Source organism: Arenibacter echinorum, assembly GCF_003259375.1.
GTDB classification, from domain to species: Bacteria; Bacteroidota; Bacteroidia; order Flavobacteriales; family Flavobacteriaceae; genus Arenibacter; species Arenibacter echinorum.
The window spans coordinates 335,246-359,514 of the sequence record NZ_QLLN01000002.1 but is presented as its reverse complement, the minus strand read 5'-3'; the positions used below and the strand labels follow the sequence as shown (position 1 = coordinate 359,514).

At 39.5% G+C, this 24,269-nt stretch carries 20 protein-coding genes; 13 read left to right on the top strand and 7 right to left on the bottom strand.

Annotation, left to right across the window (positions count from 1 at the left end; genetic code table 11):
- Positions 1 to 3: 3 nt before the first annotated feature.
- Both LV92_RS05415 and LV92_RS05410 read right to left on the bottom strand, forming a co-directional pair.
- On the bottom strand, positions 4 to 396 hold the full coding sequence (locus LV92_RS05415; protein WP_111622631.1) for a DUF302 domain-containing protein: 393 nt from the start codon (positions 394 to 396) through the stop codon (positions 4 to 6).
- 470 nt (positions 397 to 866) lie between these two features.
- Entirely contained in the window at positions 867 to 1,733 is an 867-nt protein-coding gene (locus tag LV92_RS05410) for an OmpA/MotB family protein (RefSeq protein ID WP_111622968.1), read from the bottom strand.
- Between the two features lie 356 nt (positions 1,734 to 2,089).
- On the opposite strand from LV92_RS05410, the gene LV92_RS05405 reads away from it, so the two are divergent.
- From LV92_RS05405 to LV92_RS05395, 3 genes are read left to right on the top strand one after another with little or no spacing between them, the layout of a single operon-like run.
- Positions 2,090 to 2,599: a hypothetical protein gene (locus LV92_RS05405; RefSeq protein WP_111622630.1), complete on the top strand. Its 510-nt coding sequence runs from the start codon at positions 2,090 to 2,092 to the stop codon at positions 2,597 to 2,599.
- Positions 2,600 to 2,650: 51 nt separating this feature from the next.
- On the top strand, positions 2,651 to 3,247 hold the full coding sequence (locus LV92_RS05400; protein WP_111622629.1) for a CDP-alcohol phosphatidyltransferase family protein: 597 nt from the start codon (positions 2,651 to 2,653) through the stop codon (positions 3,245 to 3,247).
- A 14-nt stretch (positions 3,248 to 3,261) separates the two neighbouring features.
- The gene (locus tag LV92_RS05395; RefSeq protein ID WP_111622628.1) at positions 3,262 to 4,479 is read left to right on the top strand and encodes a metallophosphoesterase; all 1,218 of its coding nucleotides are present in this window, start codon (positions 3,262 to 3,264) and stop codon (positions 4,477 to 4,479) included.
- Positions 4,480 to 4,532: 53 nt separating this feature from the next.
- On the opposite strand, the gene LV92_RS05390 is transcribed toward LV92_RS05395, so the two are convergent.
- From LV92_RS05390 to LV92_RS05380, 3 genes are read right to left on the bottom strand one after another with little or no spacing between them, the layout of a single operon-like run.
- A complete protein-coding gene (locus LV92_RS05390) occupies positions 4,533 to 5,522 on the bottom strand; it encodes an MlaD family protein (protein ID WP_111622967.1) in 990 nt (329 codons plus the stop codon).
- A 4-nt stretch (positions 5,523 to 5,526) separates the two neighbouring features.
- Positions 5,527 to 6,309 carry an ABC transporter ATP-binding protein gene (locus LV92_RS05385; RefSeq protein ID WP_245946288.1) on the bottom strand — a complete coding sequence of 261 codons (783 nt, stop codon included), beginning with the start codon at positions 6,307 to 6,309 and terminating at the stop codon, positions 5,527 to 5,529.
- Between the two features lies 1 nt (position 6,310).
- The gene (locus LV92_RS05380) at positions 6,311 to 7,093 is read right to left on the bottom strand and encodes an MlaE family ABC transporter permease (protein WP_111622626.1); all 783 of its coding nucleotides are present in this window, start codon (positions 7,091 to 7,093) and stop codon (positions 6,311 to 6,313) included.
- A gap of 61 nt (positions 7,094 to 7,154) precedes the next feature.
- Here LV92_RS05380 and LV92_RS05375 point away from each other — a divergent pair, with 61 nt between their 5' ends.
- The gene (locus LV92_RS05375) at positions 7,155 to 7,301 is read left to right on the top strand and encodes a helix-turn-helix domain-containing protein (RefSeq protein ID WP_111622625.1); all 147 of its coding nucleotides are present in this window, start codon (positions 7,155 to 7,157) and stop codon (positions 7,299 to 7,301) included.
- 71 nt (positions 7,302 to 7,372) lie between these two features.
- On the opposite strand, the gene LV92_RS05370 is transcribed toward LV92_RS05375, so the two are convergent.
- Complete coding sequence (locus tag LV92_RS05370; protein WP_111622624.1) at positions 7,373 to 7,828, bottom strand: YybH family protein; 456 nt, start codon at positions 7,826 to 7,828, stop codon at positions 7,373 to 7,375.
- A gap of 363 nt (positions 7,829 to 8,191) precedes the next feature.
- Between LV92_RS05370 and LV92_RS05365 the strand changes: the two genes are divergently transcribed.
- From LV92_RS05365 to LV92_RS05330, 8 genes are all read left to right on the top strand, one after another.
- Positions 8,192 to 9,145 carry a L,D-transpeptidase gene (locus tag LV92_RS05365; protein ID WP_245946269.1) on the top strand — a complete coding sequence of 318 codons (954 nt, stop codon included), beginning with the start codon at positions 8,192 to 8,194 and terminating at the stop codon, positions 9,143 to 9,145.
- A gap of 83 nt (positions 9,146 to 9,228) precedes the next feature.
- Entirely contained in the window at positions 9,229 to 9,798 is a 570-nt protein-coding gene (locus LV92_RS05360) for a peroxiredoxin-like family protein (protein WP_111622623.1), read from the top strand.
- Between the two features lie 274 nt (positions 9,799 to 10,072).
- Positions 10,073 to 10,900 (top strand): hypothetical protein, encoded by an 828-nt coding sequence (locus LV92_RS05355; protein ID WP_245946267.1) that lies wholly within the window; start codon positions 10,073 to 10,075, stop codon positions 10,898 to 10,900.
- Positions 10,901 to 11,045: 145 nt separating this feature from the next.
- Positions 11,046 to 12,386, top strand: coding sequence for an NAD(P)-binding domain-containing protein (locus tag LV92_RS05350; RefSeq protein WP_111622621.1), 1,341 nt, complete (start codon positions 11,046 to 11,048; stop codon positions 12,384 to 12,386).
- 5 nt (positions 12,387 to 12,391) lie between these two features.
- A complete protein-coding gene (locus LV92_RS05345; RefSeq protein ID WP_111622620.1) occupies positions 12,392 to 14,230 on the top strand; it encodes a cytochrome c family protein in 1,839 nt (612 codons plus the stop codon).
- A complete protein-coding gene (locus LV92_RS05340) occupies positions 14,206 to 16,089 on the top strand; it encodes a hypothetical protein (RefSeq protein WP_146613516.1) in 1,884 nt (627 codons plus the stop codon). Before LV92_RS05345 ends, LV92_RS05340 begins: the two co-directional genes overlap by 25 nt.
- A gap of 7 nt (positions 16,090 to 16,096) precedes the next feature.
- Positions 16,097 to 17,680, top strand: a complete 1,584-nt coding sequence (locus LV92_RS05335) for a hypothetical protein (protein WP_146613515.1) — start codon at positions 16,097 to 16,099, stop codon at positions 17,678 to 17,680.
- A gap of 11 nt (positions 17,681 to 17,691) precedes the next feature.
- Positions 17,692 to 18,498 (top strand): GW dipeptide domain-containing protein, encoded by an 807-nt coding sequence (locus LV92_RS05330; RefSeq protein ID WP_111622617.1) that lies wholly within the window; start codon positions 17,692 to 17,694, stop codon positions 18,496 to 18,498.
- 11 nt (positions 18,499 to 18,509) lie between these two features.
- Here the strand turns inward: LV92_RS05330 and ccsA are convergent, their stop codons facing one another.
- The gene (gene ccsA, locus LV92_RS05325) at positions 18,510 to 21,635 is read right to left on the bottom strand and encodes a cytochrome c biogenesis protein (RefSeq protein WP_111622616.1); all 3,126 of its coding nucleotides are present in this window, start codon (positions 21,633 to 21,635) and stop codon (positions 18,510 to 18,512) included.
- Between the two features lie 428 nt (positions 21,636 to 22,063).
- Between ccsA and LV92_RS05320 the strand changes: the two genes are divergently transcribed.
- Entirely contained in the window at positions 22,064 to 24,088 is a 2,025-nt protein-coding gene (locus LV92_RS05320; protein WP_111622615.1) for a helix-turn-helix domain-containing protein, read from the top strand.
- Positions 24,089 to 24,269: the final 181 nt, after the last annotated feature.

Genomic DNA, 24,269 nt, shown 5'->3' with positions numbered 1-24,269 from the left:
TGCTTAATGGATTTTTTCTACCACCCTTTTTAGTTTCTCACCCACTTCATCAGCAATATTCATTAAATCCAGGTTAATTACGGCCTGCATTGACGCCATAGGGTTTACTGCTGCAATTTCTACAAGCCCAGGTTCCTTTTCCATAACAATTACATTACAGGGCAACATGGTACCAATTTTATCCTCGGCCTGTAAGGCTTTATGGGCAAAGGGGGCGTTGCAGGCACCCAGAACGATATAATTATAGAAATCTACATCTAATTTCTTCTTTAATGTAGCCTTCATATCAATTTCTGTTAGTACTCCAAAGCCCTCTTCCTGTAGGGCCAATTTTGTTTTTTCCACTGCTTTTTCAAAAGGGGTATTTCCAATGGTCTTGTTAAAATAGTATTCCATAATAAGATTATTAATGTGTTTTTAATATAGTACTTAATATACTAATTTTTTAATCCATTTAAATCGGTTCATAACGTAAAGAAGGTATGGTTGTCCTTCAAAAAAAAAGGACCATATATAAAAAAAAGGATTGGGATATATAGATATCCCAATCCTTAATGTCCGGGCTTGGGCAGCACTTTTGCACTTATCCGAGTCCCAAGCAGCATGCTTCAATTGTAACGGGCTGTACAAGGGGGTAGGGTAATAAGGCTCAAGAAGTTACTTATGCACCGGTTTATGGTCGCTAAGGCATTACTGCTTAGAAACTTTATTTTTATTTCTTTCAAAGAACGATTGCTTTTTAATAATACTAATATATGGTTATCATATTGGATACGAAATGACATAGATCAGTTGAGTGTTTTTTTTTCTTGATTTTTGAATAAAGGAAACAGGAATGCTTAATGTCCTGAATCCTTCTATGACTATTATCCTTTTCCCTGTCCCTCTACATTTGTGGTTGGGGGTTCCAGCAATTCAAAGAATTGATCTAGTTTGGGTAAAATAATGATTTCCGTTCTGCGATTAACGGCTCTACCTTCCGCTGTTGCATTGGTAGTTTTTGGCAGGTATTCGGAACGTCCCCCAGCCGTCATTCTTAAAGGTTGAACAGCAAATTTAGTTTGCATTAATCGTACAATCGACGTTGCCCTTTTTACACTTAAATCCCAATTGTCGGTCATGCATTCGGTAGAAATGGGAACATTGTCTGTATGGCCCTCAACTAAAATATCCAATTCCTTATGGTCATTGATGATCTTGGCAATTTTGCCGATAACTTCCTCTGCCCTGTTACTTATGTTATAACTCCCGGAACGGAAAAGCATTTTGTCCGAGATAGAGACATAGACCACTCCTTTTTTCACCTCAATATTTATGTCCTCATCCTCAAAATTGTCCAAGGACCTTTTTAAGTTCATGACCAATACCAAATTAATGGAGTCTTTTCGCTGCATACTACTTGTAAGGTCTTTTATGTATTTATTCTGTTCGTTTAGGGCTTCCAAAGATTTCTTAATACTTTCGGCTCCCGATTTGCTTACAACGGAAAGATCGGAAAGTCGGGCCAACAGGTCTGTGTTGGTACTTTTAAAGTATTCCATTTGTTGCTCCAAGGATTTGGATCTGTTTTTCTCATTGGCCAATCCGGCTTCCAACAAATTAATTTCGTTCTTGCTGGTATTTAATTCATTTTCACAATTTACTGCCCGGTCTTGCATAGCAGTATATTTTTTTTGGCTTACACAGGAAGTAAAAAGTGTTAGTGCCAATACGTAAAGAAATAGTGTTTTCATATTCATAATTTTATTGAATAATAGTTGTCCCATAAAGAAAGTTACAATTCAATCGGTATCAAATGATAAATATCATGTAGGGCATTGGCCTTTAGGTTTTTGGATATTGGTATTCTTTCTTCACAACACTTCATCAGTTTGGTTCACTGAACTGGATTTATCTATTATTCAACTTATATTAATTGCGTTGTGTGTATAACTGACAATGGTCATAGGGTGGTGCAGTGTTAAGGTATAGCTTTATAATCCTAAGCAGGAATTAGTGGGTGCTGCCCACAACGCTATTCAAGAGGGATTAAGACCCGAGTTGCTTGTACTTTTCCTTCTTAAGGGCAGTAAATTAAAGATGTAATTCTATGAAAAAATTTAGAAAGATACTTCTTGTGTTTTTATCGGCTGCTGTGGTCTTCTTGGTGTTTATGTTTTGGTATCAAAATGAATACGCTATGGACCATGTTCAGGAATACGAGGTAAATTCTCCCGGGGAAAATTCCAGATTGCTTTTGGCCACACAGGGAAGTGAATTTAAAAATACAATTACTACCGCCATTGTGGATTACTACAAAACGGAGCCGGTATATATCAAGGTAATAGATGTTTCCGCATTAGTGGGTGTAAATCCGAATAATTACGATGCCTTATTGGTAATCCACACCTGGGAGAATTGGAAGCCACCTTCTTCCGTTAAATCATTTATGGACAGAACCACCGATGATAGGGACAAGATGGTTGTCCTGACCACCTCGGGCGAAGGCTCCTACAAAATGGAAGGCGTAGATGCTTTTACGGGAGAATCTATTTTGGACGAAACTCCCATGTTCGTAGGTGAAATTATTAAAAAATTAAACCCCTTGCTAAAGTTGTAAGTGTAGTAATACGGTTTCTGATCATAGGATTTATAATACTGATGAATAGTTATGTATAATTTTAAAAACTTCAATATTGCCGACTGGTTTTCCTTTTATCGAATTATGGCCGTACCCCTATTACTTGCTCTAATTTGGTATGGTGAACGGGAATGGTTTAGTTGGATGCTCCTTATAAGTTATGCTACCGATGCCATTGATGGGTTTTTGGCAAGAAGGTTGAAAATTACAAGCGCCAGGGGATCACAGTTGGATTCTGTGGGAGATCAAATAACCCTTATTATTGGATTGATCGGTCTGTTCTTTTTTGAAAATAATTTCATCATGGAAAACTTTCTTCTTATAATTATTGCATTTGTACCATACTTGATTCAAATGTCCATTGCGTTTGCGAAATACGGTAAAGCAACTGCCTTTCACACCTATTTGGCCAAAATATCTGCCATTACCCAAGGGATATTTATTTTATGGCTGTTATTTTTTGGACCGGTATATTGGCTGTTTTATGCAATGATTGTTTTTGGGGTATTGGAAACTCTTGAGGAAATTACTCTTATCTTTATGTATGACAACTGGGTAGAGGATGTAAAAGGTTATTTCTGGGCGTTGAAAGATAAAAGACGGCTAGCGAATAACAATAACCAGTAGCAAAACCCCTTTTAATGCGATCCTACACTTTTTTTGCAATAGTCCTTTTATGTTTGGCCATTTTATTGATCGATGCCTTGGCTTTCTACTGGCTTAAATCTATCATGGAGCCTATTGAATCTTCCAACATTAAGAATATTATTTTTATCGCCTTTTGGTTTTTTACCATCGGCCTCATTATTTCTATTTTGGTGTTGAAAATTAGATTGGAAAGTATATCACCTTATAGAAAACAACTCCTTATTTCGTCCTTATATGGATTAACGGTTTCCTCCTTTATTCCCAAGCTGATATTCGTAGTTGTTATTTCCACACTTTACTTCTCAAATTTTTTGATCTCAGGGGAGAAATCCTTGCTGATTATTCCTTTAGTAGGTGTTTTTTTTGGGTTTTTACCATTCTTCGTTATTGTGTATGCCGTATTCAGGGCGGTATACAGATTTAAAGTACACCAGGTTGTTATAAAATCCAATTTGTTGCCGCAAAATTTTAACGGATTGCGGATAGTTCAAATATCCGATCTTCACTTGGGCAGTTTTAATTATCGCTATCATATATTGCACCGCGCCATCAATACCATAAATAGTTTAAAGCCCGATTTTATTTTTTTTACCGGTGATTTGGTCAACAATTATGCTTGGGAATTAAATGGTTGGGAGGATGTACTTAATAAATTGACCGCCCAACGGGGAAAATATTCGGTTTTGGGAAATCATGATTATGGGGATTACAGTAAATGGGAATCGGAAGAAGATAGAAAGAGCAATTTTGAGGATATAAAGGATTTTCATTCCCAAATTGGTTTTAAGCTTTTACTGAATGAAGCCGTATGTATTGAGAACAAGGGCGAGAAAATTGCAATTGTGGGAGTGGAAAACTGGGGGAATCCACCCTTTAAGCAATACGGGGACCTTCAAAAATCCCTACATGAAGTAGAGGGTATAGGGTTTAGAATTTTATTGTCGCATGACCCCTCGCATTGGAGCGAGGAGGTGGCGGATAAGACTAATATAGCGCTTACGCTCTCAGGGCATACCCATGGTATGCAGGCGGGGATCAACATCAGAAATAAAGAATGGAGTCCCATAAAATACAAATACAAACATTGGGCAGGACTATATAGTTTGGGCCCTCAATTTCTGTATGTAAGCCGTGGATTGGGATGGATGGGATTTCCTGGCCGATTGGGCATGCGTCCGGAAATTACCTTTATAAAGCTTGAAAAAGTATAGAGCAACCATTTTTTCCATGTAATTGGGTCAAAGTATAACTGGATTTAAGGTATTTATTCATCAATTTTTTCCAGTTTCTTTTTTTCCTCTTTTTCTTTCTTTTTGAAGAAGCGGCGGGTGAGAAAGTTATGCTTTAAGGCTTCCGTAACCTCGTTGAAATTTTTAACTCCTTCCGTAACGTTTTCCATGCTAGTTTCCAATTGTCCTACCAATACGGTGTCTGTGGCCAAATAATTAATGGCCCCCTTCCCTGTTTTAATATCCCCGATGACCGAATTTAGGTTCTTGGACATTTTTTCGATCTCCAGGCTGGAGTTTTCCAGATGAGAAATAACACTTTTCATTTTATCCCCAGTAATGGAGTCCTTTAAGAGAACACCTGCAGTACTATTGTCAAAATCCACCTGCTTAACAATCTGGTTTATCTCTGCAATCATTATATTGGCTTCATTACTGGTATGTTTCAGATTGGTAATGGTTTGGTGTAGTTCCTTTGCCATGAGGGAATCGTTCAGCAACCTGCCAAAGGTGCCTTTGCCCTGGGTCAAAGCTCGTGTTACCTTTAGCAGGTCTTGCGTTAATAAAGCGGCATTTTCATTGGTTTGGTTAAGGGTGTTCAGCATATCTTGGGTGGCCACCCTGCTAAAGGATTGTAATTCGTCCCCTGGGCCAATGTGGGTTGTCTTTCCTTGCCCAGGTACAATATTGATGAGCATACTGCCCACTAGTCCATCGGAACCAATAGTGGCTACGGCATCTTTTTTAATGTGATTTTGCATTTTTTCCTCGATGATCATATGAACGCGAATGGTAGTATCGTTGATCATTTCAATTTTGTTCACCGTGCCTACATTTATACCGGAAAAGCGTACATTATTTCCATTCTGAAGTCCGTTGGCATCCTTAAAAAGGGCACTTATAGAGATGGTTTTACCAAACATATTCTGTCTGTTCCCAATTAAATATGTTGCAACGACAAGCAGTGCCGTGCCGAGGACAACGAATATCCCGAGTTTCAAATTTTCTAATGTTGTCTTTGCCATGTTCTTATTTTTTAAAAAACGCATCCACTTTTGGATCGGTAGATTGTGATAATTGGGAATAGGTGCCTTCTGCATAGTTAATACCATCTACCAAGAGGATCATCCGCTCCGATATTACTCTGGCGCAATCCACATCATGGGTAATTATTAGGGAGGAAGTGCCGTATTTCTTTTGAATGGAGCGCATTAATTCTATAATCTCCTTGGAGGTAATGGGGTCTAAGCCACTTGTAGGCTCATCATATAGGATTACCTTTGGTTTTAGGATCAGTGTACGTGCCAAGGCTATTCTTCTTTTCATTCCTCCCGATAATTCCACCGGCATTAAATCCATAGTATGGGCCAAGCCAACATTTTCCAACGCTTCACGAACCAGCGGTTCTGTATCCGAAACCACTCCCAATTTTTCCTTGTGCCTACGCATGGGAAATTCCAAATTTTCACGCACCGTCATGGAATCGTATAGCGCACTTCCTTGAAAAAGAAATCCAATATCCGATCGCAATTCGTCCAATGTCTGTTGGTCCAGTTTGTTTATTTCCTCGCCCAATACTTTTACCGTTCCGCTATCGGGTTTTACCAGGCCAACCAGGCATTTGATCATTACCGATTTCCCAGAGCCCGATTTCCCCATGACCACTAGGTTTTCTCCTTCCATTAGGGTCATATTAAATCCGTTCAGGACGTGGTTGTCCCCAAAACTTTTATAAAGGTCCTTGATCTCTATAACTGCCTTCCCTCCTTGGGCAGATTCGTTTGAAGTTGTTATTTGGTCCGGTTCTGTCATATTAAAGCTCATAAAAAATATCTGAAATAAATACAGCAATAAAATCTACCACAAACAAAAGTAATGATGCCATTACTACAGCGGTATTGGCCGCTACCCCTACACCTGCGGTTCCCTTCTTGGAATAATAGCCTTTATAACAGCCTACCAATCCTATTGCAAAGCCAAAAAAGAACGATTTTATAGTGGCCGGTACCAGGTCACTAAAGGACAGAGCATCAAAAACCGTATTAAAATAGAGTTGAAAGGAAACATCTCCTTTTAAATTTTCTACCAGTGCCGATCCGTAAAGGGCTACCAAATCCCCGTATATCACTAAAATAGGGAGCATTAAAGTGGTGGCCATTATCCTTGTTATTACCAAATACTTAAAAGGGTTGGTCCCCGAGACTTCCATGGCATCAATTTGTTCCGTAACCCGCATGGAACCTAATTCGGCTCCTATCCCTGATGCAATTCTGCCAGCACAGATAAGGGCGGTAATTACAGGTCCTATTTCCCGTACTATGGAGATTCCTACCATATTCGGCATCCAGGAAACTGCTCCAAACTGAATCAGGGTGGGTCTGGATTGCAAGGTAAGTACCAGCCCAATGATAAAGCCTGTTACCGTAACCAGCATTAGGGACCTATTTCCCATTTGATAGCATTGGCGCATTAGTTCCTTAAACTCGAAAGGAGGTTTAAAGACCTCCTTAAAAAATCGGGCACCAAAGTAGGAGAGATCCCCTATCTCTATGAAAAACTTTTTCGCCCCTTTAAATAATGTAGCTGTTTTGCCCATACCCAAATCCCTTTGTAAGGGTCTATTTCATCAAAGATAACTTGAAAGGTGGGGGCTTAAAATGAGGAATGTCATGTGTTGTTGTGACAGATGTCTTTCCATTCTTAAAAATGGGAAAGCAAAAGCTGTTCGCTTCAGTACGCTTAACTCCATATGCGAGGTTTTGGATTGTCAGCCCGGCGACATTTTGGGATTTAGTCCTGAATGATGATCAATTGGATATCAGAATCGATTTTGGTAATTTAATTATAGATTTTTCTTAATTGCCATGGTGAAAGCTTATTGTGGCGCTGCGGGCAACATATTTCTTATAGCAGAAATTTTCCACCTATTTTCCTCGAAAACTACAATAAAAGTGCTCCACATATTCCTAAGGGAACCATCGGGATTCTGTATTTGATATTTGGCATCTGCTATTGCGCTCTCCGAACTAAGAAAGCGTATTTTTTCAATTTTGAGGGTTCGCGTTCCTGGGTTGCCAGCCGAGCTCTGGAGCATCCCTTTCATGGATTCATTTTTACCCGTTCTCCAAATCCCTGATGAAACCAGTTGATCTACATCTGTCGTTAAAATATCTTTGAGCAATAAGGTATCTTTCTTTTCCCTTGCCTGGGCATAGGCTTCTATCAAGGTATAAATTCCTTGCCTTTGTTCGGTATTACCCTTATTACCCTGGGGGAATAACAATTGCATGGCCAGAAAAGTATAAAGGATTAAAAGGAAGTTCTTTTTCATTTTTTTCTAGTTTAAAAGTTGCTTGGGTTACCGCCTGAAAAACACAAAAAGGAATATGTGCTTTCTATTAAATATGTCATCTGTAAATTTAAACTTTAATTTAATTATTTCGTTTTAGTCCACCAACCATTTCCCTTACTTATGGGATTATTTAAATGGAATAAGAACAAACTTTCGTTATTTGTCTTGCTACACTATTTTTTACTGAACCTATTTTAGGTTGACCGGTTCAAATAAATAATAAAAATCCAAAAATATGGGCTTAAAATGAGGAATGTCATATAATAGGGTGGTGACCATTGTCATTTTATAATCCCTTGAGGCGTATTAGTTTTGATTATAATAATACCAAACTTTACCAATATGATTAAATCTAAGGTGATCATTCTCCATCTATTAGTTCTTTTGATAGTTTCATGTAATGTTAACCGACCTATTTCCACGAAAAACCCATCTGCTCAAAACCCTCCATCTGTTCAGCAAAAAATAGTGCCGCAAAATAATGTCCCTAAGAAAGCCAAGCCCCAAATGGCTTATATTGACAAGGACATTACAGTGGCTAATTATTTCAGTTTTATGGATGCAATGGCCAAGAAGTATGATTCCTTAGTGCCCTATGCTTTGTCCGAACATGTGCTGGTTCGTGCGAATCCTTGGATAGTGGATACTCTGGCCAATACGGATTATTACAGGCAAATGGCAAAGGATTCCTTTGTTTATGATCAACGGAAAATGATTGTGCTTCGGGCCAATGATTCCTTGTTGATTCCCGATACCAAAGTGGGGCAGCAACTTATCAAGGATATGGAAAATACATTGATAGATATAAATATTCCCGAATATAGGCTCCGCATTTATCAAGATTCCTTGTTGTTATATACCTTTCCGATCAGGGTTGGGCAAGATAGGAAAAGGTATTTGGCCATGGGAGATCGAATAACAGATCTAAGAACCAAGACAGGAAAAGGCAAGATTGTAAGGTTGGAGCGGAATCCCAGTTTTTATAATCCTGTAACAGGCAAGCGATTTTATGTGACCAGAAGGGATGATAAAAAAACGACCATAATGCCCACAATTCCATGGATAGAAACAGAAATTAATGGCATTCGTAACGGGCAAATGATACATCCCACCACTAACCCAGTAACCCTGGGCAAGGCATCTTCCAATGGATGTATTGGGGTTACCGAGGCAGACGCTTGGATTATTTATTACCATGCGCCCTTAAATACACGTGTCCAAATACGCTATGATCTGGATATTTTGGATGAAAATGGGGAAGTACAGAAATTAAAGGACGTCTATAACTATCAATAGCCTACCCAATCTATTGTGAAATGACTATTTTTGGCTGTCTGCAGATTTTGCTATTAAAAATTTCGAGCTTCAAATAGTTTCTTATGAGTGAATTAAAGGATTTTCAAAAGTTGGTTATCGCCAATGCTTCTGGAGTAAAAGGGCTTTCTGAAGGAGATAAGGCGCCAGATTTTAGTCTGCCCAATGCATTAGGAAAAAAATTAACACTATCCGATGCTTTAAAATCTGGAATTGTGATCATAAAATTCTATCGTGGAGAATGGTGCCCAATTTGTAATTTGGATCTTCGGGAAATTCAGAATCACTTGCCACAAATAAAGTCTTTAGGTGCTTCTTTAATTGCTATTAGTCCGCAAAAAACGGATGATGCACTAACGGCTATTCAAAAAAATGAACTCGAATTTGAGGTGCTTAGCGATGCGGATCAGGAAGTGATAAAAGCGTACAACCTTCAGTTTGATCCAGGGGAGGATTATCACCAGCGTCGGGATTTGACCCTTGTGAACGGCGGGGGATTAAAAACCTTACCAGTTCCGGCTACATTCATAGTCAATACTAACCAGATCATTGAAGCAGCACATGTTGAGGCCAATTATACCGAAAGGATGGGTCCAATGGAAATAATAGAGGTCCTTAAAGGGATGGGTAACTAAACCTAAAGGTTTAGTACAATTGGTTTTGGCAATTTAATTCCATTATTAAGCTTCAAAGCAAATTTCTTGTTGCTGCAGATCACCCCCCTGAGAGGCTAAGAATGGTTTTAGTGTAATACTTATGGTTATATGGTACAATTTAGGAGTACACCTATTTGTCCAATACCGTACTAATTCCAATTGATAAAAATACATACTTACCTTAAATCCAATAATTCCTAAAAAAACCCGTTTTAATCAATAGCACTATCACTTACAAAAGGTGCTTTGAAGAGTGAACAAATCAGTACATACGGTATATATTTTTACAATGGTGACTATTACCGTTTTGGTCACTGTTTACCTTTTTTATACAGGTTATACCTACTATGGGACGCCTTTGGAAGAACGTTTCTATCACCCCAGACACAATTGGTTTAAACCTAGCGGGATTTACGGCCAAGGATTGGGAATAATTGGCACATTTTTGATAGTATTTGGAGTGTCAATTTACATCGCTAGAAAGCGATATAACTTTTTGGCCAAATATATTCGTCTTAAGTACCTGTTGGAATTTCATATTTTTCTTTGCACTTTGGGTCCTATCCTAGTGCTTTTCCATACCGCTTTTAAATTTGGTGGTATTGTTTCCGTGGCATTTTGGAGCATGGTGGCCGTTGTTTTAAGCGGTGTTGTAGGCAGATTTATTTACAATCAGATTCCCAAGACCATAGAAGGTAGGCAGTTGACAATGAACGAGGTTAAGAGTATGCAGACCGATCTTGCGGTTGTTATTCATCAGAAATTTCATTTGGAATCCAATACCTTGGATATCATTTCCGATTTGATGAAAGAGGAAAACACCTTGGACAGCGGAAAGAAGATGGGCTATTTGAGAAAAGTGCTCAATAGAGGTGATTTGCCCAAGGAAGATCGCAAGGGTATTTTGAAAATAGTCAAACAAGAAATATCTCTTTCCAAGAAGATAAAGCGACTGGAAAGGATGCAACAGCTTTTTAAATATTGGCATGTAGTGCACATGCCCTTTGCTATAATAATGCTTGTCATTGTGGTTATTCATGTGGCTGTAACCTTGGCTTTTGGCTATAGATGGATTTTCTAATAATTAGGAACGGGAGCTATTAAAAGGATTAAATTTCACAGCCTATTGTCATGAAAATTGCACGTGCGTAACTTTAATTGAAAAAGTTCCAATTATAGGTAGGGAATAACAGCTTTCAGTTGTTTTAATAATAAATATTATTTTGATGGATGAAGTTTTATTGGAACAGCTGCTAGTTTATGGTACCGTATTTCTTCTATGTACCATCATTATTTTTTTCTATTTGAGGAAGAAAAAAGTAAAATCTGCAAAAACCGAGGTAAAGGTTCAAGTGGCCAAGGAAGAGGGACTTTATGAACCAATTTCATTGTATCCCCATATCGACCTTGGCACCTGTATTGGTAGTGGTGCCTGCATTACTGCCTGTCCGGAAAAAGATATCTTAGGGATTGTTGATGGTATTGCCACAGTAATCAATACCTCAAATTGCATAGGCCATGGAGCCTGTTTTCATGCCTGTCCAGTTGAAGCAATTTCTTTACGTATAGGTACTGAATCAAGAGGAGTGGAACTGCCACATGTTAACGAAGACTATGAAACCAATATCAAAGGCATGTACATTGCTGGAGAATTGGGAGGTATGGGACTTATAAAAAACAGTGTGGAACAAGGCCAACAGGCCATGGAAAATATTGCCAAGAATAAAAAGCCGTCCAAAGAAAATGTATTGGATGTGGTAATTATAGGCGCTGGTCCCGCGGGTATTTCCGCCACCCTTGCCGCTAAAGAGCATAAACTTAGCTCTGTGACCCTTGAGCAGGATACTTTGGGAGGAACTGTCTATACTTTTCCAAGGTCGAAAATCGTAATGACAGCTCCCATGGATTTGCCACTTTATGGGAAAGCCAAATTGTACAATACCTCTAAGGATGAATTATTACAATTGTGGAAAAAGGTAATTTCCGAACACGATTTGAATATTATTGAAAACATAAAAGTAGAGAGTATAGTTCCCATTGATGATGAGGTATTTAAGATAATGACCAATACTGGAGATGAATACCTATGCAATCAAGTGCTTTTGTCCATTGGTCGACGAGGTACCCCAAGAAAGTTGGGCGTTCCAGGTGAGGATTCGCAAAAAGTGGCCTATCGTTTGCTGGAGCCGGAACAAATTTCCGGCAAGAAAATAATCGTTGTAGGCGGGGGAGACTCGGCAATTGAATCGGCATTGCTTTTGAAAGATGACAACGAAGTAATCCTTTCCTATAGAAAAGATAAATTCTCTAGGTTAAAACCTAAGAACAAGGAAAAAATTGAACAGTCAATGTCCGATAAATCCATTCGTGTTGAATTTAATTCTAACTTAGTGTCAATTGCCGATAATACGGTTTTGATGAAGATGGAGGATGAGGATATCGAAATCGAAATTGAGAATGACTTGGTGTATATTTTTGCAGGGGGAGAATTGCCAACAAGCTTTTTACAGAACGCCGGGGTAGAAATATCCAAACGTTTTGGACACGTAATGAAAAAACATAAATAAATGGTTTGAAATCCATTTCCAAATATACCGCCCTACTTTTATTATTGACCATCTACATGGGATATGGCCAGATATCTCCTGGTGACCTGACCAAGGCTCATGCGGACCTGGAAGGCATGTCCAATTGTACCCAATGCCATGATTTGGGGAATAAGGTTACCGACAAAAAATGCTTGGAATGCCATAAAGAAATTCAAAGTTTGGTCAACAAAAAACAAGGGCTGCATGGTCAGACTGATGTTATAAGACAGGATTGTTTTCAATGCCATAGTGAACATCACGGAAGAAAATTCGATATGATTCACCTCGATGAGGACGCTTTTGATCATGAAAGTACTGGATATGAATTGGCAGGTGCCCATGAGACGGTCGATTGCAGGAAATGCCACATATCTGAAAATATTGCCAATAACGATCTTAAACAAAGGGAAAAAACGTATTTGGGTTTGGATGAGACCTGCTTATCGTGTCATGATGATTACCATCAAAAAACTTTGGCAAGCAACTGTGTGGACTGTCATGATATGGAAGCCTTTAAACCGGCTCCCAAATTTGATCATGACCAAGCCGATTTTCAGTTAAGTGGGGAACATTCCACGGTAGATTGTATTGAATGTCATAAGATGACCATCAAAAATGGCAAGGAATTTCAAGAATTTACTGATATACCATTTGAGGATTGTATTTCTTGTCACGAAGACCCCCACGATGCCAAAATACCCGGTCAATGTGCCCAGTGCCATACTGAAACCTCTTTTGCAACCTTTTCGGGACAGGACCAATTTGATCATAATCTTACCGATTTTACCTTAAAAGGTAGCCATCAAAAGACGGACTGCTTCAGTTGTCATGCCCAGACCAGTGAACCCTTACAAGTTTTTCAGGACAGGAACAATATCAATGAGAATAGTTGTGTAAAGTGTCATAAAGACGTGCACGACGGTAAATTTGGAACGGACTGTGTAAAATGTCATAGGGAGACTAGCTTTTTAGCCCTTCGTTCGATGGATTTCTTTGACCATGGTGTAACCGATTATCCTTTGGAAGGAAAACATATAGAGGTAGATTGTAAACAGTGCCATAAAAAAAGGTTCACCGCTCCCATAGATTTTGCGGCATGTACCAACTGTCATGTCGACTATCATAAGGGGGAATTTAAAGAGAACGGCGTCTCACCGGATTGTGTTCAATGCCATTCCTTGGAAAAAGGTTTTGATTATAGCCTATATACTTTGGAACAGCATAAAGAAACTGAATTTCCTTTGGAAGGGGCACATATTGCGACCCCTTGCTTTAGTTGTCACGTTAGCGAAGATGATGATCGCTGGACTTTTCGAAATATGGGGGCCAACTGTGTAGATTGCCATCAGGACATCCATGAGGGATACATAAGTGAAAAATACTATCCCAACGACGATTGTACTAGCTGTCATACCAATGATACATGGAGTTCCGTGAATTTTGATCATAACAAAACAGATTGGCCATTAACCGGTAAACATACCGAGGTGGAGTGCAGGGCATGTCATTTCAACGAATTAACTGTGAACGAACCCATTAAGGGTCAAAAATTCGCTAATTTAGAGAGTAATTGCGCCACCTGTCATGAAAATATTCATGATGACACCTTTGCTATTGACGGGGTTACTGATTGTAAACGTTGCCATATCACCTCCAGTTGGTTCCCGGAAACGTTCAATCACGACTTGACCAATTTTCCTTTGGAAGGAAGGCATGCCAAAATTCAATGTAGTGCATGTCACGAGATAGCCAATGCTAACGGAGAAGTAGAAGTAGTATACAAAATTCAGAAATTTAGATGTATCGACTGTCACTTACAATAGTTGCCCTTATGGGCGTTTGGCATTTGTTTGCGCAATCACCTCATGGTGACCAGCTTAGAATGGATTGTGCCAAATGCCATAATCCTTCGGGGTGGACTATTGATAACTACACGCTTCAGTTTGATCACGATAAAACAGAATACCCTTTGGAGGGTGCCCATGCCCAAGTAGATTGTAAACTTTGTCACAGTACTTTGGTTTTTAATGAAGTGCCTTCAACGGACTGTGTTTCTTGCCATGTTGATATACACAGCCAATCGGTGGGCAACGATTGTGTTCGTTGTCATACTTCCCAGACTTGGTTGGTAGACAATATTCCAGAACTGCACGAAGAAAATGGTTTCCCTTTGATCGGAGCCCATGGTAATCTTAGCTGCGTAGAATGCCACACTTCTGAAACGACCTTGAGGTTTGATAGGATTGGGAACGATTGTATTAGTTGCCATAGGGACGATTATGCCAGTACACAGAGCCCCAATCACGAAACCTCGGGCTTTTCAACAGATTGTATAGAATGCCATAATCCTCTAGGTTTTGGATGGGATTCGGCAGGAGCTGGCAACCACGATTTTTTTCCGCTTACGGAAGGGCACGATATTCAAGACTGCACCCAGTGCCATACTACGGGAAATTATGCAGATGCATCACCTGAATGTGTTAGTTGCCATCAAGACGATTATGCAGGTACCCAAAACCCGAATCATTCTAGTTCTGGTTTTTCCACGGACTGTGCCTCCTGTCATACGACTGCTCCCGGATGGACCCCAGCGACCATTAACCATGACTTTTTCCCCCTGACCCAAGGTCATGATATTCAGGATTGTGCCCAATGCCATACTACGGCCAATTATGCGGATACATCACCAGACTGTGTAAGTTGTCACCAGGATGATTATGCCGGTACCCAAAACCCAAATCATTCTAGTTCTGGCTTTTCAACAGACTGTGTCTCCTGTCATACCACTAATCCTGGATGGACGCCGGCGACCATTAACCATGACTTTTTCCCTTTGACCCAAGGCCATGACCTACAGGATTGTACACAATGCCATACCAATGGTACCTATGCCGGACTTTCGCCCGATTGTGTTAATTGTCATCAAAGCGATTACGACGGAACCCAAGATCCAAATCATCAGACTAGCGGATTTTCAAATGATTGCGCATCTTGTCATTCTACCAACCCAGGATGGTCACCGGCAACGATCAATCATGACTTTTTCCCGTTGACCCAGGGCCATGATTTACAAGACTGCACCCAGTGCCATACCATTGGCACTTATGCCGGGCTTTCGCCCGAATGTGTGAATTGTCATCAAAGTGATTACAACGGAACCCAAGATCCAAATCATACCACCTCAGGTTTTTCAACGGATTGTGTATCATGTCATACAACGAATCCCGGTTGGGCACCCGCCACTATAGACCATGACTTTTTTCCACTAACACTAGGTCATAATATTCAGGATTGTGCCCAGTGCCATACCACGGCCAATTATTCGGACGCTTCTCCTGATTGTGTAAATTGTCATCAGGATAATTATGACCAAACCAACAACCCCAACCACCTGGCAGCCAATTTTCCTACCGATTGTGTGGCCTGTCATACCACCAATCCGGGATGGACGCCTGCAACATTTGACCACGATGCACAATATTTCCCTATTTACTCGGGAAAACATAGGGAAGGAGAGGTTTGGAACGATTGCGTGGAATGTCATACCAATCCGGCCAGTTATGCGGATTTTTCCTGTTTCCAGTGTCATGGGCAAAATGAAATGGACGATAAACACAAAGAGGAAAATGGATATGAATATGTAAGCACTGCATGCCTAGAATGCCATCCCAATGGCAATTAATAAGAACATGAGATTTAAAGTTAGTTTCTTTATAAGCTTTGTAGCTCTAACCTACAACATATATGGGCAGGATCCTGTACCTGCACCATTGTTAAGTGGGGAAGTCTCGTTTGTTACAACACAGAATGTATATGTAAAATTCCATGATACCCAGGCTATAATTATTGGGGATTCCCTACGTTTGGAAGGAACAGGTAATTCCTGTTTGGTGATTAAGAACAAGTCCACCACCTCATGTGTTTGTACAGTGGTCGAGGGCTGTACCATTCAAAAAGGTGATGTAGTAATATACCGTATACCTCCAAAAATACCAGAAAAAAAGAAGGAAACACCAAGGAAGGAAGTTATACAGCCCATCATTGAATTGGAGGAAAAGCCACTGTATAAGGAAACGATTAGGGGAAGTGTATCCGCTGCGAGTTATAATACGATAAATAGCCAAAGGGATGACCGACATCGTTTAGTGGGTCGTCTTTCCATGAATGCAGAACATATTAAAGGGTCAAAGTTCTCGCTTAATACCTACTTGAATTATCAGCATATTTTGGGCTTAAAGGATACTTCATCCTATCTAAAAAATAGTTTGTTGAGAATTTACAATCTCGCTGCACATTACGATGCTACACCAACATTGTCTCTTACCTTGGGAAGGAACATCAACTCCAAAATATCCTCTTTGGGAGCCATAGACGGCTTGCAGGTAGAAAAATTCTTCGGAAAACAATACTTTGGTGCCATTGCAGGATTTCGCCCGGACATATTGGATTTTGGATTTAATTCCAATTTGCTGCAATATGGGGGATATGTAGGTACTCTGACCGAAGGCGCTTCATTATATTCCCAGACCACATTGGGATTCATTCAACAGCAAAATAGTGGAGAAATAGATCGGCGTTATGCTTATTTTCAGCATACCAGTACCATTTTCCAGAACCTTAACCTGTTTTCCTCTCTCGAAATGGACCTGTACAGTAAACTCAATGAAGTGGTCAGCAATAATATTAGATTGACCAATTTATATCTATCCGCCCGATACAGATTCAGTAGAAAATTTAATATGATGGTTTCCTATGATTCTCGAAAAAGGATTTTGTACTATGAAACTTTCCAGACAGAGGTAGAACGACTTTTGGATGATGACGTGGCCCGGCAAGGGGCCCGTGCCCGTATTAATTTTAGGCCCTTTAAAAATATATTTGCTGGAGCCAGTTATAGCAAACGGTTCCAAAATAATAGTGAGAATAGATCGGATAATATCTATGGCTTTATTACCCTTTCAAAACTTCCTACCATCGGAGGAAGATTATCATTGTCCTATAACATGAATGAATCCAATTATTTAAAAAGTAATGTTGCCGCTATACGGCATTCAAATTCCTATTTGGATGGAAGGTTGAACGCTGATTTTTATTATAGATTTGTGCATTATCATTATACCAATAATTTAAATCCGCTAAGTCAACATTATGTGGGTACCAATCTTTCTTATTACATAGACCGAAAATTGATGTTCAGCATCTCCGGAGAAATGACCACTTACGATCAAGAAAATAATTATAGAATTTATTCTAGGCTCGTACAACGATTTTAAAACTTTGAAACATGAAAACTTCTTATAAATTTGGATTATTGATGATGGTTTCTTTATTGGCAATGGGCTGCAACAATAGCCCTAAGGTCATTGCCCCCTCCACCCATACCGAAGATTCTGAAAATGGGAGTGGAATCTTTACCACCAATCCCGCCACCCAAGTAACTCCTAATTCCGACATTTCGTTCAATGAGGATCTTCATAAGGTGGTAGTGCAAGAGGTTTTGCCGACCAATCGCTATGTATATCTCAAAGTAAAAGAGGAAGGGAATGGTCAGTTCTGGATCGCAACCCGAAAACAAGAGGCCAAAAAAGGGGAGGTATATTTTTATAAGAGACCCCTTTTAAAGACCAACTTTGAAAGCAAGGAATACAACCGGGTATTCGATACCATATATCTGGTTTCCAATTTGGTGTCCCAGGACCATTCGAAACATGTAGGGGATTTAAAATCGACTGTCCCAAAGATGGAGCAAACTGTGGCAACTAAGGAAGATATCCCTACACATACCGAAAAATTGGTAGAGCACAAGGGTACTTTAAAAATTTCTGAACTGGTAAAGGATCCTAAAAAGTATGAAGGCCATACCGTTCAGATTAGTGGAACATGTGTTAAAGTGAACCCGAATATTATGGAACGAAATTGGCTTCACGTTCAAGATGGTAGTCAGAACGATTATGATTTGGTTGTCACGTCCAATACCTTTGTTCCGGAGGGTTCCAAAATTACCATTAGAGCTGTAGTTAGCCTCAACCGGGATTTTGGGGCAGGCTATACATATGACCTGATTTTGGAGAATGGCACCCTTGTACAATAATCTTAACTCCTCTACGAAATCACTGGATACTTCCGCTTTTTATAATAGGCCGCACTGCTGATTATAATTATGGAAACTACCACCACATAAACCCAATTTGGGATCGGCACCGGATCTCCAGTGGCATACGAATGTAAACCGGATAAATAATAGTTGACCCCATAATAAGTCATGATAACCGTGGCGAGTCCAAAAATAGTAGCTACGTTATAAGCAAAAAGTCCGGTGAGCTTTGGAATAATGCGCATATGCAAAATAAAGGCATATACAAGAATAGTGACCAAGGCCCATGTTTCCTTGGCATCCCAGCCCCAATATCGACCCCAGGATTCGTTGGCCCAAACACCACCCAAATAAGTACCTATGCTAACCATAAATAGTCCACCGATCAGCGTAAGTTCACTGATGTACGACATTTCCTGAACAATTCTTTTTATTCGTGCCTTGTTGGATTCCTTAAGGAAAACCATCAAAATCAAATTGATCAATCCAATAATAGCTCCCAACATCAAAAATCCGTAACTACCTGCTTCCAAAGAAACATGGATGGTTAACCAATAGGATTTTAATACGGGAACCAAAGGCGTAATCTCGGGATCTAGAAAACTTAGGGTAGATACAAAAAGAATTGTAGCGGCCAAAACCATAGTTGCAGCCAGTCCACCGAAGGATTTCCTGGTAAATAAAACGCCTGCCAAGGTAGATGTCCAGGCAATATAGATCATAGATTCATATCCGTTGCTCCATGGTGCCCTTCCGGACACGTACCAGCGTAGACCGAGTCCTATGGTATGAAAGGCGAAACCTATGAGGACCAATGAGAATAGAAGCAAGTATACTTTTTTTAACTTTACATCCGGCTTAAAAACGGATAGGAACAAAAAGAATAATAATGCGAGTCCCAAAAAGATATAGCCTATGGCCAGGCGGGTAAACACATTTAGTTGGTTCAATAAAATCTCGGCATTGATCTTTGCTTCGGAGGGCATTATTTCGCCCCCGTTTTTGGTCTGGTAGGCTTTAAGCTCCGCTAAAAGATGATCCGCATTTTTGTAGTCTTTTGAATTTACTGCTTCTTTCAAGGCTGAGGTATAAGCACTAAAAAATTTGTCGGCAGTGTTCTCTTCATGGTTATGCCCATCGTTGGCACCGTGGTTATGGGCGGTATTGGAAAGCCAGGTATTATTGGGATCTTCGGGATTTGGAATTAACTTAAGTAAGGTACCCGAAAAGGCCATACTCAGAATATTGATCCTTTCGTCTATTTTTAGAAGTTCCTTCTCGTAAACACCCTGATCAATGGGTTCCAAGCCATAGATTCTTTGCATTTCATCGCGCAATTTATATTTTCCATTGGTATCAAAAAAGTCCTTATAGGAAGCATAGTCACCTCCTACACTAAGTTTCTTTTTAATGTCTTCATGCTTGCCCAGTTTAATGAGGGGTATACCATACCATTCTTGTTTATTAATAAAAAGACTCAGAATAATTTGGTCTGCGGTTAAGCCGTACATGCTTTCCTTGCGTGCCAATTTGCGCATGATTTCTCGGGACAGGGTATGAACTGGTTTCATACGGCCCTTAAAATCCTGTACCACCAAATGGCTAAATTCATTGGCATGTTCCAGAGAAACGGTAGGTTCAATAAAGGAATCGTCCAGTGTTTTTTGGGCAAAGGAAGTTGAAGCAATAAATAATAGGAAGAGGAAAGTACCGCTCTTGGCACGCAGTTTCTTGATCTTCTGAGTAACCTGATAAAACCTGGTATTTCTGCTAAACAATGTCCATATCATGCCTATAGTCAACAATGCATATCCAATATAGGAAATCCAAGTGCCCCAGAAATCGTGGTTTACACTTAAATAGGTGCCTCTTTCATCTTTGTCAAAGGAAGATTGGAAAAACCTATAACCATCATAGTCTAAAATGTTGTTCATGAATATTCGATAATCCATGTTCACATTGTTCTTGTCATCCACCAAGGTAACTTCACTAGCATAGGAGGAGGCACTGTTGGTACCGGGATATTTATCCAAAATAAATTTGTTCAACTTAATGTAAAAAGGGAGCTGTATTTCTTTGGAACCATAGGAAACGGATACGCTTAAACCATCAAAATTAAGCACTTCGGGCCTACCTCCCATGCCCCTGCTACCGTAGACAATTGTTTCTTGGGTTTTTCCGTTTACGGAAACATCCATCAAAAGGGCAGTGAGACTTTCATTTTTTACCTTGGGATCTTCAGATTCGATACGGACAGTTCCATTTTTATCGAAATTGGAAAAGACTATATTGTTCGCCCCGTCAGAATAAAGTGAGCGCAGCAATAAGGGACTATAATTTTGGGAAGGATATAAGGTGTCCTTCTTCTGTGTGGCCATAACGGTTCTTGAAAATGTTCTATCGGAAGCGAACAAAATGGAATCGTTTCTATATGCAATATTAATGGCATCTGGCAATTGGGTGTCCTTAAAATTGAAAATGAGGTTCTTTATACGTTTGGTCTGACCTTCATTGATAAAATACTCTTCCCTCCCGTTGGCTCCTGCCATCACAATCTGTAGGGTGGGTTTCCCATCTATACTTTGGCCAAGAATCTGTTTGGGATTGGGGATAAATTCTTTTACCTGTACATTGATTAAATCTTTGCCTATCCAATACGACTCATGCCATCGGTTGTTTCCCAAGGAAGCAAAAAGTACTGGTTCGTCGAAATTATAGTTTTGGCCAGCCTGGCTTACATCAAACTTTAAAAAAGTATTGGAAGAAAGGAAATTGTTAGAAGCACCATTTTCGCGAATGTGCATAACCCCTTCAAAACCCAGGTATCTGGTTAATCCTGCTCCGATCAAAATGACAATGATGGCCCCATGAAAAAGTAGTAAGGGCCATTTCTTTTGAGGGATCATTCGGAACTTGAAAATATTCACGATGATCGTAATACCAAATAGAAGAAGCAATAGTTCAAACCACCAAGACTTGAAAATGGTTTTTTGGGCAGCACTGGTGCCAAAATCATTTTCTATGAATGTGGCTACTCCTATGGACAAAGCGAATAGTAATATATAAATTCCAGCTGCCCTAGTATTAAAAAGTGGGGATATATACTTTTTAATATTGACTAACAGGTTTTTCATAAAAACGTTGATGTGGGTCCATCAAAGTTAAAGTAAAAAAAATTAAAATTTTGCTAGTCAAGGGATTATCTCGTTGGACTGATGCATTAAATCTTTTTCAAGTAATATTGACTGTTTTTGTAAATAGCCTGATGTTGTGACTGCATTTCGACACCAATAAATTTCATTACGGTAAGTAGACTTTAAGTGTATGCTTTATAAAACCCTAATTTGATTTAACTGTATTCGTTATTAAGAGAATGTTTACAATAAGTTCAGGGCAATAGGTCTGCAAATTGTTGGTAGATAAGAATTTATAGACGTCGCCAAAGAGACCTAATGCCAAACGTTGGCTTAAAAGGATTAGTTAAATGCCTGATAGTTACAGGTCAACTATTTTTTAAATTGCTTAACTTGTGCTACTCCCCTTTAAGAAATTGGATTAGTAGATGAGTTCGGACAAGAATTTGGACAAAGGATTTCACGCAAAATCAATGGGGGGTACTCTAGTCGAGCAACTTACCAAAGAAATTGAGGCGCACCTAAACAACGATCAATTTGGGGTGGATAGTCTTGCCCAAGCGGTGGGAATGAGCCGTTCCAGTCTACATCGAAAACTGCACAAAATAGTAGGTGTCTCTACAAGCCAATTTATCAGGGAATATAGATTGAAGAGGGCTTTGGAGCTGCTAAGGGAGGAAAATGTTACAGCCTCAGAAGTAGCTTATCGGGTGGGTTTCAGCAGTGCCACCTACTTCAGCACTTCTTTCCATAAGTTTTACGGGTACACCCCAGGGGAGGTAAAATCTAGAGAGGCCAGTGATGGCGTTGAGAGTAAAGAACCATCCAATACCGCAACAGGCCAAGGGTTGCTCTCCTCTGTGGACCTATCAAAAAAACAAAAAGGAAGCTATAAAAAACCATTAGTCTTGTCTGTATTGTTAATAGCAATAGTAGCAGCGGCCTTATTTCTTTATAGTACTATTTTAAAGAAAAATGTAGAAACCAAAGGCATGGAAAACTTAATTGCAGAAAAATCCATTGCTGTACTGCCCCTTAAAAATTGGACGGGAGATCCAAATCTGGAATATATAAGTGATGGTATGACAGATGCCGTTATCTCGAGACTCACCAAAATTAATTCAATTGATAAGGTTATTCCCTTTACATCTACTATAAAATACAAGGAAACGAATAGGTCTGCCCAGGAAATTGCAACTGAATTGGGGGTGACAAATCTCCTGCAGGGCAATCTTCAGATTTCCGGTGACCAAATCAAAATAAACCTGCAAATGATAGACAGTCGGACCAACGATCATTTATGGTCAAAAGAATACATCAGGGAATGGAGAAGTGACGAAATTTTTAAAATGCAGACCGCAGTTGTAGAAGGTATTGCCGCTAATATGAATGCTGTTATTGCCGATAATGAACTTGATAAAATTCAAAAAGTTCCCACAAAAAGCAAACAGGCCTACTCTTATTACCTTCAAGCCGAGTTTCAAAGGAATAAGGCCAACGAACTATCGTACTCCAATGCTATTGCCTCATATGAAAAAGCTATCGCCATAGACTCAAATTTCGTGGATGCCTATAGAGGTCAGGCTATGGTATGGAGCTTCGGAGGATTGGTTTGGGGGATATATGATGAACAAGAAGCCTGGAGAAATGCCAAAAAATTACTGGAGAAAGCACTAAAAATAGATCCGACCAACAAGGAAGTGGAGGAAGAATTATACAGCGGGTATTTTTTTTACGATTGGCGTTTTGAAGAAGTAGAGAATTATTACCAACGAATTTTGAAGGATTCTTTCGTGGACAATACTCCCTCTATAAATGCAGATTATGCCATAAAAACAGGAAGGTATCAAAATGCTGTCGATGCCATGGATGAAGTAATTTTGACCGATTCATCAATCGGCATTCTTTTTTTCTTCAAGGCCGAAGCCTTAGTTTTTCTTGGAGAAACCGAAGAAGCTTTGGAACTTTTAAACAATACCTATTCTTTGCACAGTGATAATTGGTTTTACCTAAGGGAGTCCGCTAAACTCAATTTTTATCTAAAGGAATATCAGAAATCAAAAGAACAACTTCATAAATTACTGACCCAATTCCCAGATTATCCACCTATCCTGATGTGGCTTAATGCCGTATATGCCCAAATGGATGGTAATACCGTAGATGCTTCCAAATATTTGGCAGAGTTGGAAACTAAGTACGACAATCGCTCTTCTGGTAGTCCGGCATGGTTTATAGCACTGTTTTATAGCACACAAAAGAATTATGAGAAGACTTTTGAATGGCTACAAAGGTCGTACGACAGGCACGAGGTAGAAATGACCTGGTTACGGGAAGAGCCACTTCTTGCCCCCTTAAGAGATGATCCAAGATACATAAATCTATATGATAAAGTTGGATTTTCAAGTATAGGCATACCCATAAAAACTTCTTCAGAAATTTATAGCTCAAACTAAGCTTTTCAACATCATTTAAAGGTCTTGCACCATAAGTTAAAGGCATGTGCAAAAGTTTAACAAGTTTGCAACATAACTGTTAATCAGTGCTTTATGTTAATTTCCATCTTTGACAACAACAATTTTGAGGTATAGGATACATAGGCTGTAGAGCGGAAATTCTCCCACCATTTGCAGAAAT